Genomic DNA, 15,796 nt, shown 5'->3' on the forward strand with positions numbered 1-15,796 from the left:
AAGGCCGGATTTTAATCCGGCCTTTTTCACATCTGCAGCAATTGATTAATGCACAGTGCCTTCGGTTTTGCGTTTTTCAGCACTCAGGAAGTGATAGGTCAGTTCACCCTTCTCACGATCCAGCGCCACTGACACCGAGCCGCCATCCACCAGCGAACCAAACAGCAGTTCATTAGCTAATGGTTTCTTCAGGCTGTCCTGCACGGTGCGCGCCATCGGACGTGCGCCCATCGCTTTGTCATAGCCTTTCTCAGCCAGCCAGTCGCGCGCTTCATCACTGACTTCCAGCGACACGCCTTTCGCATCCAGCTGCGCCTGCAACTCGACAATAAACTTGTCGACCACCTGATGGATCACCTCTGGTGACAGGTGACTGAACCAGATGATGTTGTCGAGACGGTTACGAAACTCTGGCGTAAAGATCTTTTTGATCTCTTCCATTGCATCGGTGCTGTTGTCCTGATGAATCAGGCCAATCGACTTACGTTCAGTCTCACGCACACCGGCGTTGGTGGTCATCACCAGCACCACGTTGCGGAAGTCCGCTTTACGACCGTTGTTGTCGGTCAGCATGCCGTTGTCCATGACCTGCAGCAGCAGGTTGAAGACATCCGGGTGCGCTTTCTCAATCTCATCCAGCAACACCACCGCATGAGGATGCTTGATCACCGCATCCGTCAGCAGGCCGCCCTGATCAAAACCAACGTAACCCGGAGGCGCACCAATCAGACGACTGACGGTGTGACGCTCCATGTACTCGGACATATCGAAACGCAGCAGCTCAATGCCCAGCGCTTTCGCCAGCTGTACGGTAACTTCTGTTTTACCGACACCCGTTGGTCCGGCAAACAGGAAGGAACCGACCGGCTTGCGATCCTGACCCAGACCGGCGCGGCTCATTTTGATGGCTTCAGTCAGCACCTCAATGGCTTTGTCCTGTCCAAACACCAGCATCTTCAGACGATCGCCCAGATTTCTCAGCGTATCGCGGTCGGTTGCTGACACGCTCTGCTCAGGAATACGGGCAATGCGGGCTACGACGGTTTCAATGTCAGAGACATTGATGGTTTTCTTGCGCTTGCTGGCCGGCATCAGGCGCGCACGCGCACCCGCTTCATCAATTACGTCGATAGCCTTGTCAGGCAGATGACGATCGTTGATATATTTCACCGCCAGTTCCACGGCTGCACGCACCGCTTTCGCGGTATAACGCACGTCATGATGCGCTTCGTACTTGGTTTTCAGGCCATTCAGGATCTGCACGGTCTCTTCAACAGAAGGTTCCGTAATATCGATCTTCTGGAAGCGACGCGCCAGAGCACGGTCTTTTTCGAAGATGTTGCTGAATTCCTGATAGGTCGTAGAACCCATCACGCGGATTCTGCCGCCAGAGAGCAGCGGTTTGATCAGGTTAGCCGCATCAACCTGGCCACCGGACGCGGCACCCGCACCGATAATGGTATGGATCTCATCGATAAACAGAATGCTGTGTTCGTCTGACTCCAGCTGTTTCAGCAGCGCCTTGAAGCGTTTTTCAAAGTCACCACGGTATTTGGTGCCCGCCAGCAGCGAACCGATATCCAGCGAGTAAATCGTGCAATCTTTCATGACTTCCGGAACATCGCCCTGCTCGATACGCCAGGCAAGACCTTCAGCAATAGCGGTTTTACCCACACCCGATTCACCCACCAGCAGCGGGTTGTTTTTACGACGACGGCACAGCACCTGAATGGTTCGTTCCAGCTCTTTATCGCGACCAATCAGTGGATCGATACCACCGACGCGAGCAAGCTGATTTAGATTGGTGGTGAAGTTTTCCATACGCTCCTCCCCGCCTGCTTGCTCTTCGTTAACCGGATTTTCAGCGCCTGGCGCCTGGCCCGGCTCGTCTTTGCGCGTACCGTGAGAGATGAAATTCACCACATCAAGGCGGCTGACTTCATGTTTGCGTAACAGATAAGCCGCCTGCGACTCCTGCTCGCTGAAGATGGCGACCAGCACATTCGCTCCGGTGACTTCGCTGCGACCGGATGACTGGACATGGAAAACCGCACGCTGCAGGACGCGCTGGAAGCTGAGCGTCGGTTGTGTATCGCGCTCCTCTTCGCTGGCGGGCAGCACCGGCGTGGTTTGTTCGATGAAGGCTTCGAGTTCCTGCCGCAGAGCCACAAGATCCACCGTACAGGCTTCCAGTGCCTCTCTGGCCGACGGGTTACTGAGCAACGCCAGTAACAGATGCTCGACGGTCATAAACTCATGACGGTGCTCACGCGCTCTGGCGAAAGCCATATTTAAACTGAGTTCCAGTTCTTGATTGAGCATTAGGCACCTCCCCCAATTATCGCCCTTACCTGTTTCCTATATGGAGACGGGTTCAGGCTTTTTCCAGCGTACACAGCAACGGATGATGGTTTTCCCGCGCATAATTGTTCACCTGGGCCGCTTTTGTTTCGGCGACTTCTGCAGTAAATACACCACAGATCGCCTTGCCGTGATAGTGAACTTTCAACATCAGCTGCGTTGCACGTTCAACATCATAAGAAAAGAACTTTTGTACGACGTCAATAACAAATTCCATAGGTGTATAATCGTCATTATTCAGAATGACTTTATACATAGAAGGCGGCTTTAACCCTTCGCGTACTTTGTCTTCGGCCAGATGTTCAAAGTTAAGCCAGTCGTTTGTGTTTGCCATAGTGTTCCGTTGAGATTTTGCTTTTAGCCTTATCGGGCTACATGTTGAGAGTTTAACATGCCTGTCAAGCTGCTGGCCGCTGCTGAAAATTTATTCAGAAATTCCCTTGCGCGACCTGCATCACAAAATTCGCAATAGCGTTAACTGCCTCAAATTTTGATGATTTTTTCCCCACCTGGCCCGGTGGTTTGCTTGACGCCAGCGGCGCTTTCTCTACATTCTACCTGCACAGGCTGATTGAGTTTTAATCAAATCCGACTCACAGCTTAAAAGACCTCACCTACTTATAAAATGTCTTGCGAGGGAAGTAAAAGCATGGAGACGGGCACAGTTAAATGGTTCAATAATTCCAAAGGCTTTGGCTTTATCTGTCCGGTTGGCGGTGGCGAAGATATTTTTGCGCACTACTCCACTATTCAGATGGAAGGCTACCGGACGCTTAAGGCAGGCCAGCAGGTTCAGTTCGATGTCCATGAAGGTCCGAAAGGCAATCACGCCAGCCTCATCGTGCCGGTTGAGGTACAGGCCGTAGCCTGACACTGAACCCACCTCTGAACAGTGACCCAAAAATGCCAGCCAGTGCCGCTGGCATTTTCATGTCTGACAGGCCTCAGTCCGCCTGGCCCTGCGCAAGCCCAATCACCCGGGCAAACATCTGTCGCATCAACGGCGGGATGGCTTCCGGCCCGCGTTCCGCCGCCGATGTCGCCACAGCGATCGCCAGTTCTGGCTTGGAGCTCTGGTGAATCGCTTTGGTAATAATACGCCTGGAACTCATCGGGACGTTTAACGGCAGGTGCGCCATCTGATGATAAACATCCTGAAAACCGTGCTGATAGAGAAAATTCTCCATATCCAGCGCCGGTAACTGCGTCAGAAAACGCGGCTCAGGATCGCCCGGCTGTAACTGCGTGCGTGCCGTGCTGGCATATTTATTCCCCGCCTGATCGCCGTCAGTCAGCACATGCCAGGCGATACCCATGCGTCGGGCAAACTTCAGCAGTGGCTTCAAACCCGACTGAGCAAACTCAATCACTTTGACGCCTTCCGCCGCGAAGTTGTAACCGCACTGCTGCGCCAGCTCATTCATGATCCAGACTTCGGTTTCTCCCTCCACCAGCAGCCAGCAACGGGCGAACAGCGCCGCAGGCCGGTTGACGCGAATATGGAAGCCGATGCGACGACTCTCTTCGGCGCTCAGTCCCTCCGGACCGATGCGCCAGGCCGTCACGCGTGAGGGCCCACGCACCAGACGACAGACGTTTTCCACCGGCACCTGTGACAGCAGCTCGGAAGAGTTGGTGGTGGCGATTTTTTGCAGCGGCAGCAGCTTCAGCAGGTTCCATGCGACGGACAGCATAATCGGATGCAGGCGGGTTTCCGGATCTTCAATCAGCAGCAGCGGCCGGGCACCGGCGGCCAGCGGGACGTCGCCGCGTGCTTCGATCAACAGAGTAAACATCTGCAGCAGAATCAGCTGACGACTGCGGGAGTCGGTTCCCGCTATCAGCTGATTGAGGTGATCCAGCGCCCGCCATCCCTGCTCCCCATCGCGCGTCTGCGGGTCCCGTGACCGGGTCTCGCCCCCCGCGCCGGGCGGCTGCACCAGAAAGTAGTGCTGCATCAGTTGCTGCATGGTCTTCAGACCCTGTCGCAGTACCTCATCGCTGAGCTGCTGCGGATGATGCTCCAGATCGCGCGCCAGCGTCTCCATCCCCGCCAGCAGTTCCGGATGTGGCGGTGATACCGGCACACTGTTGCGCGTCCGCTTGCTGAAACGCGCATCGCGTAATCGCAACACCGGATAACGCTTCAGCAACAGGTCGATTGCCGCCGCGCAGTTCTGTTCAGGCAACAGCTGAGCATTTGCGTCAACAAAACGGCGACGGGTTTCTATGCCGCTGTCACGCCAGGTGGCACTGACGCTGTAATAAAGCCGACGCTGGCCCTCTGCATCACGCTGCCAGAAGGTCGAGAGCACCGCATCCGGGTCGCTGCCGTCATCACGAAAGTGGAACACCACCGAAAGTCGGCGCATCGGTTCGGTCACATCGCCCGGCGTGAAATGGAAATCAGCCTGGGTAAAAACATAAGCCGGCTCATGGGGCGAAAGCAGCAGGCTCAGGGCATCCAGCAGGCTGGATTTGCCCCATGCATTCTCACCAATCAGCAGATTGGTCTGGGTTAAAGGGAGTGAGAGCTTATTGATGCCGCGGAAACCGCGAATGTCGATATGTTCCAGAATCATAGGCGTCCATCCTCAGTTTATAAACAGCATGGTTGCCGCCTGCCAGCCGGTCAAGCCACTTTCTCAGGGTTTACTCGGTTACGCTTTTTGGTTAGCGTGTGGCCTCTTTATCCCATGGATGGCAATGATATGTACTCCGGACTCCTGATAATTCTGCTGCCGCTGATCGCTGGCTGGCTGTTACCGTTCCGCAAAACCGCCACCCTGCGTCGCGTGAATCAGCTGCTGGGCTGGATGGTTTACGTCATTCTGTTCTTTATGGGCATCAGCCTGGCCTTTCTCGACAACCTGAGCAGCAATCTGCTGGCGGTCTTCCACACCGCGCTGGTGGCGGCGTTCTGCATTCTGCTGTGCAACCTGCTGGCGCTGCGCGGACTGGAAAAATATGCACCCTGGCAGCATGCGCATCGGCAGGAGAAACTGCCGTCACGGCTGCATATGGCGCTGGACTCGCTGAAGCTGTGTGGCGTTGTCGTCATCGGTTTTGTGCTTGGCCTGACCCAGTGGCCCCTGCTGCATCACGCCTCCACCGCCAGTGAATATGCGCTGATCTTCCTGCTGTTTCTGGTGGGCATTCAGCTGCGTGGCAGCGGCATGACGCTGCGGCAGATTATCCTGAACCGTCGCGGCATGCTGGTCGCCAGCGTGGTGCTGTTCAGCGCGCTGATCGGCGGCATGATAGCGGCATTGTTACTGGGCGTGCCGCTGAAAACCGGTCTGGCATTAGCCAGCGGCTTTGGCTGGTACTCGCTCTCCGGCATTCTGATGACCGAAGCTTTTGGCCCGGTCATCGGCAGCGCCGCCTTCTTCAACGACCTGGTGCGTGAGCTGGTCGCCATCATGCTGATCCCGGCGCTGATTGGCCGCCATCGATCCAGCGCGCTGGGACTGTGCGGTGCCACCTCAATGGACTTCACCCTGCCGGTGCTGCAGCGGGCGGGCGGCAATGAGATTGTCCCGGCCGCTATTGTGCACGGTTTTGTGATGAGCCTGCTTGCCCCGATTCTGATCGCCCTCTTCTCTGCCTGAATCCTGTCTGAGATGCGCTGAGCTTTGCCCAGCGCATTTTTTCACGCCTGCTTTTCTGCCGTGTCGTCTACGCTTCTTTTTTCGGTTCTGGTCACGTCACTCTTCAGGGCGGGCCGACAAAGGAGAAGAGCATGAAACAATCCGTGGCGGCGCTGGTCGCCAAAACGCTGGAAAGCGCGGGCGTAAAACGCATCTGGGGTGTCACCGGGGATTCCCTTAACGGCCTGAGCGATAGCCTTAATCGTATGGGCACCATCGAATGGATGCCGACACGCCACGAAGAAGTCGCCGCCTTTGCGGCGGGCGCAGAAGCCCATATCAGCGGTGAACTGGCGGTCTGCGCCGGTTCCTGTGGACCCGGCAATTTACATCTCATCAACGGCTTGTTCGACTGCCATCGCAACCGCGTCCCGGTTCTGGCGATTGCGGCGCATATCCCCTCCAGCGAAATCGGCAGTGGCTATTTCCAGGAAACCCATCCGCAGGAGCTGTTCCGCGAATGCAGCCACTATTGCGAGCTGGTCTCGAATCCTGAGCAGTTACCGCAGGTGCTGGGCATCGCGATGCGCAAAGCGATTCTGAATCGTGGCGTCTCAGTGGTGGTACTGCCTGGTGATATTGCGCTGAAACCAGCACCGGAAAGCGCCAGCGCAGAGTGGTATCCACCGCAGTTGCCGCAGGTCCTGCCTCAGCCCGCCGAACTGGCCCGGCTGGCACAGACGCTGAACGAGGCCACAGATATCACGCTGCTGTGCGGCAGTGGCTGCGCCGGTGCGCATCAGGAAGTGGTGGCGCTGGCAGAAGCGCTGAAAGCGCCGATTGTCCATGCGCTGCGCGGCAAAGAACATATCGAATATGACAACCCTTATGATGTCGGCATGACCGGGCTGATCGGTTTCTCATCCGGTTTCCACGCCATGATGAATGCCGGGACGCTGGTGTTACTTGGCACCCAGTTCCCCTATCGCGCCTTCTATCCGGAGAACGCAAAGATCATTCAGATCGACATCAATCCGGGCAGTCTGGGATCACACTGTCACGTCGATCAGGCCTATGTCGGTGATGTGAAAAGCACACTGCAGGCGCTGCTGCCGCAACTGACGCCTAAAAGCGATCGCAAACATCTCGACAGTGCGGTTAAGCATTATGGTGAGGCGCGCAAAAGTCTCGACGAGCTGGCGCAGCCCAATGACAAGCAGCCGATCCACCCGCAATATCTGGCACAGCAGATTAGCCACTACGCCAGCGACGACGCTATTTTTACCTGCGATGTCGGAACTCCGACCGTCTGGGCGGCGCGCTACCTGAAGATGAACGGCCGACGTCGCCTGCTGGGTTCGTTTAACCACGGCTCGATGGCGAATGCGATGCCGCAGGCGCTGGGCGCGCAGTCGATCGATCGCAATCGTCAGGTTGTCGCGCTGTGCGGCGATGGCGGCTTCAGCATGCTGATGGGTGATTTTATCTCGCTGGCGCAGCTGAAAATGCCGGTCAAACTGGTGATCTTCAACAACAGCGTACTGGGCTTTGTGGCGATGGAGATGAAGGCTGGCGGCTATCTCACCGACGGCACCGAACTGGAGAATCCTGACTTTGCCGCTATCGCCCAGGCCTGCGGCATCCGGGGTATCCGGGTGGAAAAGGCGTCGGAACTGAATGGCGCGCTGGAGCAGGCGTTTGCCCATGATGGCCCGGTGCTGGTGGATGTCATTACCGCCAAAGAGGAACTGGCGATGCCGCCGCAGATAAAAATGGAGCAGGCCAAAGGCTTCAGCCTCTACATGCTGCGCGCCATCATGAATGGTCGTGGGGATGAGGTGGTAGAACTGGCGAAAACCAACTGGCTGCGGTAAAACAGAGGTTCCATCCAGGCGGGCGTGATGCCCGCCTTTTTTTTCTCTTCCGCCACGTTCAGGAGCATAAGGTGATTGATTTACGCAGTGATACCGTGACCCGGCCCAGCGCCGCCATGTTAAGCGCGATGATGTCTGCCGAAACCGGTGATGACGTCTACCGTGACGATCCCACCGCTAACGCCCTGGAGGCGGAAGCCGCACGACTGAGCGGCAAAGCCGCAGCGCTGTTTTTCCCTACCGGCACCCAGGCAAACCTGGTGGCGTTGCTCAGCCACTGTGAACGCGGCGATGAATATATCGTCGGTCAGCAGGCGCACAACTACAAATATGAGGCGGGCGGCGCAGCGGTGCTGGGCAGTATTCAGCCGCAGCCGGTACTGGCCGCCGACGATGGAACCCTGCCGCTTGACGTGGTGGCTGCCGCTATTAAGCCGGACGATATTCACTTTGCCCGCACGCGCCTGCTGAGTCTGGAGAATACCCATCACGGTAAAGTGCTGCCGCTGGCGTATCTGGAACAGGCCTGGACCTTCACCCGCGAGCATAAGCTGGCGCTGCATATTGATGGCGCGCGTATTTTCAATGCAGTAGTCGCACAGAAGACCACGCTGGCGGCAATTGCCCGCTACTGCGACACTCTCACCATCTGTCTCTCTAAAGGTCTGGGCACGCCCGTCGGTTCGCTGCTGTGTGGCGATACGGCGCTGATTGAGCGCGCCCGTCGCTGGCGTAAAATGACCGGCGGCGGCATGCGCCAGACTGGTATTCTGGCGGCGGCGGGTCTCTACGCGTTAGAACACAACGTGGCGCGACTGCAGGAAGATCATGACAATGCCGCCTGGCTGGGACAGCAGCTGCATGAACTGGGCGTCAGCGTTATCGATCAGCAGACAAACATGCTGTTCGTGTCCGTGCCGGAAGCCCAGGTCAAACCATTACGTGAGTGGATGAAGGCGCGTGGCGTGTTAATCAGCGTGGGAACGCGCACCCGACTGGTCACCCATCTGGATGCTGATCGTGCGGCGCTGGAGCAGGTTGTCACCCACTGGAAAGCGTTTCTGCAGCAGTAACCCGCTACTCCGCCGCGCCATACTTATCCAGTAGCGCGGCCGCTATCGCGGCGGTTTCGGCATCGGGCTGACCGCGATAATCCTCAGGCCGGAAATGCATCTGAAACGCGGCAATCACCTTCTGCTGCTCACGCGCACTCATCCCGGCTGTCACCGCATAACCGTATCGCTGCAGGCTTTCCATGAGCGGCTGCACGGGCACCCGCGCGTGCGGATCCTGACCTGCCAGATAAAACTGCACCCGTCCGGCATCGGGCCAGGCACCGAGTCCGCGCTGCGCCAGCGATTGCCACGGGAACAGTGGACCGGGATCCTGTTTGCGCTGCGGCGCGATATCACTGTGGCCGACGATGTTTTCCGGTGGAATGCCGTAACGGCGGGCAATATCGCGCACCAGCGACTCCAGCGTGGTGATCTGCGCGGCGGTAAAGGGCTGCCATTCGAGACCGGTCAGCGTCCGGCGATAACCCCGGTTCACCAGTTCAATACCAATCGAAGTGTCATTGATGCGACTGGCGCCGCGCCAGAAACTGGGTCCGGCATGCCAGGCGAGTTGCTGCTCCGGCACCAGCTGCCAGATGACGCCTTTACCGGCGCGCTGAGGCGGCTGGCGCGGGATCAGATAGTGGGCGCTGACTTCCCGATCGGTGAGTGTCGCCAGCGACGAAGGAAAATCTTCGGCGGTGTAGTGGATCACAATCACCTTCACCCGCGGTCGCGCGCCCTGCGCCGGATGCCGCAGATCGGCCCAGTAGCCGTCACGGGATTCCATCCCGGAGTGACACCCCGCCAGCAGCAGCGCCAGCAGCATCAACAACCCGCGTTTCAACGGATGATCACCGCCGTGCCGCTGACGCTGACCATCAGCATGCTGCCATCTTTGCCGACCGTTTCGTAATCAATATCGATACCGACTACCGCGTTGGCGCCCAGCGCTTTTGCCTGCGCTTCCAGCTCTTCAAACGCAATCTCGCGCGCCTTGCGCAGCTCTTTCTCATACGCGCCGGAACGGCCGCCGACCACATCACGGATGCCCGCGAAAAAATCACGGAAGATGTTGGCACCCAGAATCGCTTCACCGGTCACCACACCGCAATATTCGCTGATGCTGTGACCTTCCAGCGTGGGGGTTGTTGAAAATTTCATCGCATTCTCCTTGTTGAAAACCAGGCTAAGGCTCTTTCGACTAAAAAGCACGGCTATACTCTATGCTAAAAAGGGCACCTTGCCAGAGAACCATAAGGAAATCGAGATGAGAAACAACGCGTTTGCGCTAATGATCCCGGCGGCCCTGCTGCTCAGCGCCTGTACCACCGTTGAGCCAGTCATTAAGGATAATGGCCCGCGTACCGCCCCCTGCATTGAAGGCGGTCCTGACCAGGTAGCCCAGAAGTTTTACGACCTGCGTGTCGAACAACCCACGCAGGGCCTGCCTGACAGCAACACCCTGGCAAAATATCGCCCTTACCTGAGTGATGCGCTCTATCACTCCCTGCAGGCGGCCAGCGGCAGCAATGCCGGCGCACAGTGGCGTAACGGCGATCTCTTCTCCAGCCTGTCACAGGGCCCGACAGCCGCCAGCGTCGCCGATGCCTCCTCCATTCCGAACCGCGATGCGCGCAACATCCCGCTGCGGGTCGATCTGAGCCGCGACGGCAAACAGTGGCAGGATGAAGTGCTGATGATCCACCAGGGCACCTGCTGGGTGGTCGACGACGTGCGCTATATGGCTAACCCTGCCCATGCCGAAGGTGGAAGCCTGAGCCAGATGCTTGAAAAATCAAAAAAATAACCTCAGCTTTAATGGTTATGAGAAGCGCAGCCGCCACAGGCGCTGCGCTTTTTTTATTGCTGCCGCCCGCCACACGGCGCTGGGCTGACGCCAGACGGCGCATGATATTGTGCTAAGCTTTGGCTGTTTACCTGCTGTTTTACAAATTTTAACCCACCTTATTTGCATAACTATTCTGGTGACGTTAAAATCCGCGACACTAATAGCTATTCAAATCTGGCGCATGAGTATTCAACTAAACGCAATAAACTGCTTCTACGGTGCTCATCAGGCGCTGTTCGACATCAACCTTGAGTGTCCGCAAGGCGAGACCCTGGTTCTGCTGGGTCCCAGCGGTGCGGGCAAGAGTTCGCTGCTGCGGGTACTTAACCTGCTGGAGCAGCCCCGTTCAGGTCAGTTGCAGATTGCCGGCAATCAGTTCGACTTCACTCAGAAACCGTCCGATGCCGCGATTCGCGAACTGCGTCAGAACGTCGGTATGGTGTTCCAGCAATATAATCTCTGGCCGCATCTGACCGTGCTGCAGAATCTTATCGAAGCGCCCTGCCGGGTTCTGGGCCTCAGCAAAAGCGATGCCCGCGCCCGTGCTGATAAGCTGCTTGACCGGCTGCGCCTCAAGCCCTACAGCGATCGCTTCCCGCTGCACCTCTCCGGTGGCCAGCAGCAGCGTGTGGCGATTGCCCGCGCACTGATGATGGAGCCGCAGGTGTTGCTGTTCGATGAGCCGACGGCCGCGCTGGACCCTGAAATTACCGCACAGATTGTCAGTATCATTCGCGAACTGGCACAGACCCGTATTACCCAGGTGATTGTGACCCATGAAGTGGAAGTGGCACGTAAAACGGCCAGCCGCGTGGTTTACATGGAGAACGGTCGCATTGTGGAACAGGGCGATGCCAGCCGCTTTACACAGCCGCAAACCGAGGCGTTTGCTCACTATCTTTCGCACTAAGTCAGGATGCTAAAAATGAAAAAAATGGTACTTGCTGCACTGCTTGCCGGTTTTAGCCTGAGCGCTACCGCGGCACAGACAATTCGTTTTGCGACCGAAGCCTCTTATCCTCCTTTTGAGTTTGTGGATGCGGACAACAAGATTCAGGGCTTTGATGTCGATCTGGCCAACGCAATGTGCAAAGAGATCGACGCGACCTGTACCTTCACCAACCAGGCGTTCGACAGCCTGATCCCAAGCCTGAAATTCCGTCGTTTTGATGCGGTGATGGCGGGTATGGATATCACGCCGGATCGTGAAAAACAGGTCCTGTTCACCAAGCCTTACTACGATAACTCGGCGCTGTTTGTTGCTCAGAAAGGCAAAGTAGCCAGTGTTGAAGCGCTGAAAGGCAAACGCGTTGGCGTCCAGAACGGCACCACTCATCAGAAATACCTGACGGATAAACACAGCGACATCACCATCGTTCCTTACGACAGCTATCAGAACGCGGTGCTGGATCTGAAAAATGGCCGTATTGATGCTGTCTTCGGTGACACCGCCGTGGTTAATGAGTGGCTGAAGCAGAATGCTGCGCTGGCTGCCGTTGGCGACAAAGTGACGGATAAAGCCTACTTCGGTACTGGCCTGGGCATTGCGGTACGCACTGGCAACACCGATCTGCAGACTAAATTCAATGGCGCGCTGGATAAGATCAAAGCGGATGGCACGTACAAAACCATCTACAGCAAATGGTTCCAGCAGTAATCTCTGATGAATGAAATGATGACCCTCGCAAGCGCCGCCGGGATGACCGTCGGCCTTGCTGTTTGTGCTCTCATCGCTGGCCTGGTGCTGGCGATGATTTTCGCTGGCTGGGAGTCACTGCGCCTGAGACCGCTGGCGTGGATTGGCACCGGTCTGGTGACGCTGATCCGTGGCCTGCCGGAAATTCTGGTGGTGCTGTTTATCTATTTTGGCGCCTCACAGCTGCTGCTCACCCTCTCTGACGGCTTCACGCTGAACTTCGGGCTGTTTACGCTGCCGGTTCAGATGCAGATTGAGAACTTCGATGTCAGTCCTTTCCTGTGCGGCGTGATTGCGCTGGCGATGCTCTATGCCGCCTACGCCTCACAGACGCTGCGCGGCGCACTCAAAGCGGTGCCGGTTGGTCAGTGGGAGTCGGGTCAGGCGCTGGGCATGAAAAAATCGGCCATCTTTCTCCGGCTGATCATGCCGCAGATGTGGCGGCACGCCCTGCCCGGTCTGGGTAATCAGTGGCTGGTGCTGCTGAAAGATACCGCGCTGGTCTCGCTGATCAGCGTCAACGACCTGATGCTGCAAACCAAAAGTATTGCCACCCGTACGCAGGAGCCCTTTACCTGGTTCCTGGTGGCGGCCGCGATCTACTTAGTGATTACGCTGTTCAGTCAGGCGGTGTTACGCCGCATCGAACTGCGCACGACCCGCTTTGAACGGGGGAACAGCTAATGCTGGCCTATCTGCCTGAACTCCTGAAAGGGCTGCACACCAGCCTGACGCTGACGGCGGCCTCGCTGGTGGTGGCTCTGCTGCTCGCGCTGCTGTTCACCGTGGTGCTGTCGCTGAAAACACCGGTGTTTAATCCGCTGGTGAAAGGCTTTATCACGCTGTTTACCGGTACGCCGCTGCTGGTGCAGATCTTCCTGATCTACTACGGTCCGGGTCAGTTCCCGTCGATTCAGCAGATCCCCTGGCTGTGGCATTTACTGTCGCAGCCGTGGCTCTGCGCGATGCTGGCGCTGTCGCTGAACAGCGCGGCTTACACCACGCAGTTGTTTTACGGTGCGGTCCGGGCGATTCCTTCCGGACAGTGGCAATCGTGCGCGGCACTGGGCATGAGTCGCAAAGATACCCTGCGCATTCTGCTGCCGTATGCATTTAAACGCGCCCTCTCCTCCTACTCCAATGAAGTGGTGCTGGTGTTTAAAGGCACCTCGCTGGCCTACACCATCACCCTGATGGAAGTCATGGGCCATGGTCAGTTGCTCTATGGCCGCACCTACGACATCACGGTCTATGCCGCAGCAGGCCTGATTTATCTCTGCGTTAACGGCTTGCTGACGCTGATGATGCGCCTGATCGAAAAGCGCGCTCTGGCCTTTGAACGGCGTAACTGAATTCCGGGCGAGGCTCCTCGCCCTTTTCGCCTGAAAAATCACACTAATTGCATAAAAATTCATTTTATGGCAGGGTATCGCCTTCTCTGGCTGACCACATCACAGGAATCATAAAATGAAAAAATGGATTATTGCCGCTGCGCTGGCTTCACTCGCCATCACCGCCCAGGCAGCAGAAAAGATTCGCTTCGCCGCTTCAGCAACTTATCCGCCATTTGAAACGCTTGATCGGGAAAATAACCTGGTGGGGTTTGATATCGACCTGGCTAAAGCGCTATGCCAGCAGATGAAAGCGGAGTGCACCTTTACCAACAACGCCTTCGACAGCCTGATTCCGTCGCTGAAGTTCCGCCGCTATGACGCGGTCATTTCCGGCATGGATATCACCGCTGAGCGCAGCAAACAGGTCGATTTTACCCAGCCCTATTACGCTAACTCCGCCATTGTGATCGCGCAGAAAGGCAAGTTCAGCAGCTTCGGTGATCTGAAAGACAAACGCATCGGTGTTGAAAACGGCACCACCCACCAGAAATATCTGCAGGATAAGCATCCGGAAGTGAAAGTGGTGGCGTATGACAGCTATCAGAATGCGATTCTGGATATGAAGAATGGCCGGCTGGATGGCGTGTTTGGCGACAGCGCAGTCGTGAATCAGTGGCTGAAGACCAATCCGGATCTCGCCACGGTCGGTGAACATGTCACGGATGCAGATTACTTTGGCACCGGCCTGGGCATTGCGGTGCGTAAAGGCAATACCGCGCTACGCGATCGGTTCAATCAGGCGCTGACCGAACTGAAAGCTAACGGCAGCTGGCAGCAGATCAATCAGAAATGGTTCCCGGAGTAATTCCGGGTACGTCACCGGACTCACTGCTGACGGCGGGTTAACAGCGTCAGCACTTCAAAATGGGCGGTGTGCGGGAACATATCGAACAGCTGTACCTTTGTGACCTCATACGCGCTCAGCCGGGCAATATCCTGCGCCATGGTCTGCGGATTACAGCTTGAATAGAGCAGATAATCCGGGGCCATCTGGCTGAGATAATCACACAGCGCTTCCCCAATCCCACGGCGCGGCGGATTTACCAGCACCAGCTGCGGCACCGCGTCGCGTCCGGTCGCAAACGCCGTAGAGTCCAGCGCCGCAAACTGCACTTTTTCCAGTCCCAGCATCTCAGCAGAACGTCGGGCGCATTTAATCGCCTCAGCACTAATCTCAATGCCGGTCAGCTCCATCTCGGGTGTCGCGCAGTGCAGGCCAAAACCGCCTACGCCGCAGAAGAGATCCCACATGCTGTTAACCGGCAGCGCCCTGACCCAGTCGCGCGCGGTTGCATAGAGTGCGCTGGCAACCTGCGGGTTGGTCTGAAAGAAGCTCTGCGGGCGGATCCACAGCGGCACGCCGTTGAAGTTCTCTGCCAGCGACTGCGCGGGCGTCAGCGCAATCTCCTCTTCTCCCTCCAGAATCGCCATATGCACCGGCTGAATATTGGCCGAGATCACCGCCAGTTGCGGCAACTGCTGTTGCAGGCACGGCAATGCCGCGCGCAGTTGTTCCAGCTTGGCGGTTGAGCGCAGGACAAAGCGCAGCATAATGCCGCCCTGCTGGCTTTCGGTAATCAGCAGGAATTTCAGCTCGCCGCGTTTGCGCGCCACGTTATAGGGCGTCAGCCCGGCACGGGCGATAAAAGGCTTAAGCGCCGCAAACACCGGCTGGAAGCTGGCGGGATAGAGCGGGCAGTCGCACAGATCGACAGCCTCGCCATCACGATGGATAAGACCCAGCACCGGACGCTCCACACTGCCGCTGACCACCATTTTGGCTTTGTTACGGAATGCCTGCTGTGGTGATGTTACCGGCGGCAACCAGGCCGCAACCGGCTGTTCAGCCAGTAACTGTTCCAGCATGGACTGTTTGTCGCCTAGCTGTGTGGAATAGGGTTTTTCCAGCCACTGACAGGAGCGGCAACGGTTAGCGTCATAAAGCGCGCAGTGCATGGTAGAGCCTTAACGATG

The 15,796-nt window shown here is 57.0% G+C and carries 16 protein-coding genes; 10 read left to right on the forward strand and 6 right to left on the reverse strand.

Features of this window, described 5'->3' with window-relative positions; translation table 11 throughout:
• Positions 1–45: 45 nt before the first annotated feature.
• Entirely contained in the window at positions 46–2,322 is a 2,277-nt protein-coding gene (gene clpA / locus PU624_RS16355) for an ATP-dependent Clp protease ATP-binding subunit ClpA (protein ID WP_283545824.1), read from the reverse strand.
• Between the two features lie 52 nt (positions 2,323–2,374).
• Entirely contained in the window at positions 2,375–2,695 is a 321-nt protein-coding gene (gene clpS / locus PU624_RS16360; protein WP_003849318.1) for an ATP-dependent Clp protease adapter ClpS, read from the reverse strand.
• Between the two features lie 315 nt (positions 2,696–3,010).
• Here clpS and cspD point away from each other — a divergent pair, with 315 nt between their 5' ends.
• The gene (gene cspD, locus PU624_RS16365; protein ID WP_179896244.1) at positions 3,011–3,232 is read left to right on the forward strand and encodes a cold shock-like protein CspD; all 222 of its coding nucleotides are present in this window, start codon (positions 3,011–3,013) and stop codon (positions 3,230–3,232) included.
• Positions 3,233–3,305: 73 nt separating this feature from the next.
• Here cspD and PU624_RS16370 read toward each other — a convergent pair whose 3' ends face one another.
• Positions 3,306–4,943 carry an ATP-dependent nuclease gene (locus PU624_RS16370; RefSeq protein WP_283545825.1) on the reverse strand — a complete coding sequence of 546 codons (1,638 nt, stop codon included), beginning with the start codon at positions 4,941–4,943 and terminating at the stop codon, positions 3,306–3,308.
• A 129-nt stretch (positions 4,944–5,072) separates the two neighbouring features.
• Between PU624_RS16370 and PU624_RS16375 the strand changes: the two genes are divergently transcribed.
• The 3 genes from PU624_RS16375 (at position 5,073) to ltaE (ending at position 8,898) form a co-directional block, all read left to right on the forward strand.
• On the forward strand, positions 5,073–5,972 hold the full coding sequence (locus PU624_RS16375) for a LysO family transporter (protein ID WP_283545826.1): 900 nt from the start codon (positions 5,073–5,075) through the stop codon (positions 5,970–5,972).
• 131 nt (positions 5,973–6,103) lie between these two features.
• Positions 6,104–7,825 (forward strand): ubiquinone-dependent pyruvate dehydrogenase, encoded by a 1,722-nt coding sequence (gene poxB / locus PU624_RS16380; protein ID WP_283545827.1) that lies wholly within the window; start codon positions 6,104–6,106, stop codon positions 7,823–7,825.
• Between the two features lie 71 nt (positions 7,826–7,896).
• Positions 7,897–8,898, forward strand: a complete 1,002-nt coding sequence (gene ltaE / locus PU624_RS16385; protein WP_283545828.1) for a low-specificity L-threonine aldolase — start codon at positions 7,897–7,899, stop codon at positions 8,896–8,898.
• A 4-nt stretch (positions 8,899–8,902) separates the two neighbouring features.
• Here the strand turns inward: ltaE and PU624_RS16390 are convergent, their stop codons facing one another.
• Positions 8,903–9,727, reverse strand: coding sequence for an N-acetylmuramoyl-L-alanine amidase (locus tag PU624_RS16390; RefSeq protein WP_283545829.1), 825 nt, complete (start codon positions 9,725–9,727; stop codon positions 8,903–8,905).
• Positions 9,724–10,044 (reverse strand): heavy metal-binding domain-containing protein, encoded by a 321-nt coding sequence (locus tag PU624_RS16395; protein ID WP_161734254.1) that lies wholly within the window; start codon positions 10,042–10,044, stop codon positions 9,724–9,726. Before PU624_RS16395 ends, PU624_RS16390 begins: the two co-directional genes overlap by 4 nt.
• A gap of 106 nt (positions 10,045–10,150) precedes the next feature.
• On the opposite strand from PU624_RS16395, the gene PU624_RS16400 reads away from it, so the two are divergent.
• The 6 genes from PU624_RS16400 to PU624_RS16425 all read left to right on the forward strand — a co-directional run bounded on the left by PU624_RS16400 (position 10,151) and on the right by PU624_RS16425 (position 14,627).
• A complete protein-coding gene (locus PU624_RS16400) occupies positions 10,151–10,690 on the forward strand; it encodes a lipoprotein (RefSeq protein ID WP_283545830.1) in 540 nt (179 codons plus the stop codon).
• 223 nt (positions 10,691–10,913) lie between these two features.
• Entirely contained in the window at positions 10,914–11,642 is a 729-nt protein-coding gene (gene artP / locus PU624_RS16405) for an arginine ABC transporter ATP-binding protein ArtP (RefSeq protein ID WP_283545831.1), read from the forward strand.
• Between the two features lie 15 nt (positions 11,643–11,657).
• Positions 11,658–12,389, forward strand: a complete 732-nt coding sequence (gene artJ / locus PU624_RS16410) for an arginine ABC transporter substrate-binding protein (RefSeq protein ID WP_283545832.1) — start codon at positions 11,658–11,660, stop codon at positions 12,387–12,389.
• A gap of 6 nt (positions 12,390–12,395) precedes the next feature.
• Positions 12,396–13,112: an arginine ABC transporter permease ArtQ gene (gene artQ / locus PU624_RS16415; protein ID WP_003849293.1), complete on the forward strand. Its 717-nt coding sequence runs from the start codon at positions 12,396–12,398 to the stop codon at positions 13,110–13,112.
• Positions 13,112–13,780, forward strand: coding sequence for an arginine ABC transporter permease ArtM (artM, locus tag PU624_RS16420; RefSeq protein WP_179896261.1), 669 nt, complete (start codon positions 13,112–13,114; stop codon positions 13,778–13,780). The genes artQ and artM overlap by 1 nt, the downstream gene beginning before the upstream one ends.
• A 115-nt stretch (positions 13,781–13,895) precedes the next feature.
• A complete protein-coding gene (locus tag PU624_RS16425; RefSeq protein WP_283545833.1) occupies positions 13,896–14,627 on the forward strand; it encodes an arginine ABC transporter substrate-binding protein in 732 nt (243 codons plus the stop codon).
• Between the two features lie 20 nt (positions 14,628–14,647).
• On the opposite strand, the gene rlmC is transcribed toward PU624_RS16425, so the two are convergent.
• Positions 14,648–15,778 carry a 23S rRNA (uracil(747)-C(5))-methyltransferase RlmC gene (gene rlmC, locus PU624_RS16430; RefSeq protein WP_283545834.1) on the reverse strand — a complete coding sequence of 377 codons (1,131 nt, stop codon included), beginning with the start codon at positions 15,776–15,778 and terminating at the stop codon, positions 14,648–14,650.
• Positions 15,779–15,796 lie beyond the last annotated feature (18 nt).

Origin of the sequence: Pantoea sp. Lij88 (assembly GCF_030062155.1) — a bacterium.
Classification (GTDB): Bacteria; Pseudomonadota; Gammaproteobacteria; order Enterobacterales; family Enterobacteriaceae; genus Pantoea.

Bases quoted from the DNA above. Each gene is read 5' to 3' on its own strand.
- clpA (WP_283545824.1), bottom strand. From the start codon at position 2,322: ATGCTCAATCAAGAACTGGAACTCAGTTTAAATATGGCTTTCGCCAGA.
- clpS (WP_003849318.1), bottom strand. From the start codon at position 2,695: ATGGCAAACACAAACGACTGGCTTAACTTTGAACATCTGGCCGAAGAC.
- cspD (WP_179896244.1), top strand. From the start codon at position 3,011: ATGGAGACGGGCACAGTTAAATGGTTCAATAATTCCAAAGGCTTTGGC.
- PU624_RS16370 (WP_283545825.1), bottom strand. From the start codon at position 4,943: ATGATTCTGGAACATATCGACATTCGCGGTTTCCGCGGCATCAATAAG.
- PU624_RS16375 (WP_283545826.1), top strand. From the start codon at position 5,073: ATGTACTCCGGACTCCTGATAATTCTGCTGCCGCTGATCGCTGGCTGG.
- poxB (WP_283545827.1), top strand. From the start codon at position 6,104: ATGAAACAATCCGTGGCGGCGCTGGTCGCCAAAACGCTGGAAAGCGCG.
- PU624_RS16395 (WP_161734254.1), bottom strand. From the start codon at position 10,044: ATGAAATTTTCAACAACCCCCACGCTGGAAGGTCACAGCATCAGCGAA.
- PU624_RS16400 (WP_283545830.1), top strand. From the start codon at position 10,151: ATGAGAAACAACGCGTTTGCGCTAATGATCCCGGCGGCCCTGCTGCTC.
- artP (WP_283545831.1), top strand. From the start codon at position 10,914: ATGAGTATTCAACTAAACGCAATAAACTGCTTCTACGGTGCTCATCAG.
- artJ (WP_283545832.1), top strand. From the start codon at position 11,658: ATGAAAAAAATGGTACTTGCTGCACTGCTTGCCGGTTTTAGCCTGAGC.
- artQ (WP_003849293.1), top strand. From the start codon at position 12,396: ATGAATGAAATGATGACCCTCGCAAGCGCCGCCGGGATGACCGTCGGC.
- artM (WP_179896261.1), top strand. From the start codon at position 13,112: ATGCTGGCCTATCTGCCTGAACTCCTGAAAGGGCTGCACACCAGCCTG.
- PU624_RS16425 (WP_283545833.1), top strand. From the start codon at position 13,896: ATGAAAAAATGGATTATTGCCGCTGCGCTGGCTTCACTCGCCATCACC.
- rlmC (WP_283545834.1), bottom strand. From the start codon at position 15,778: ATGCACTGCGCGCTTTATGACGCTAACCGTTGCCGCTCCTGTCAGTGG.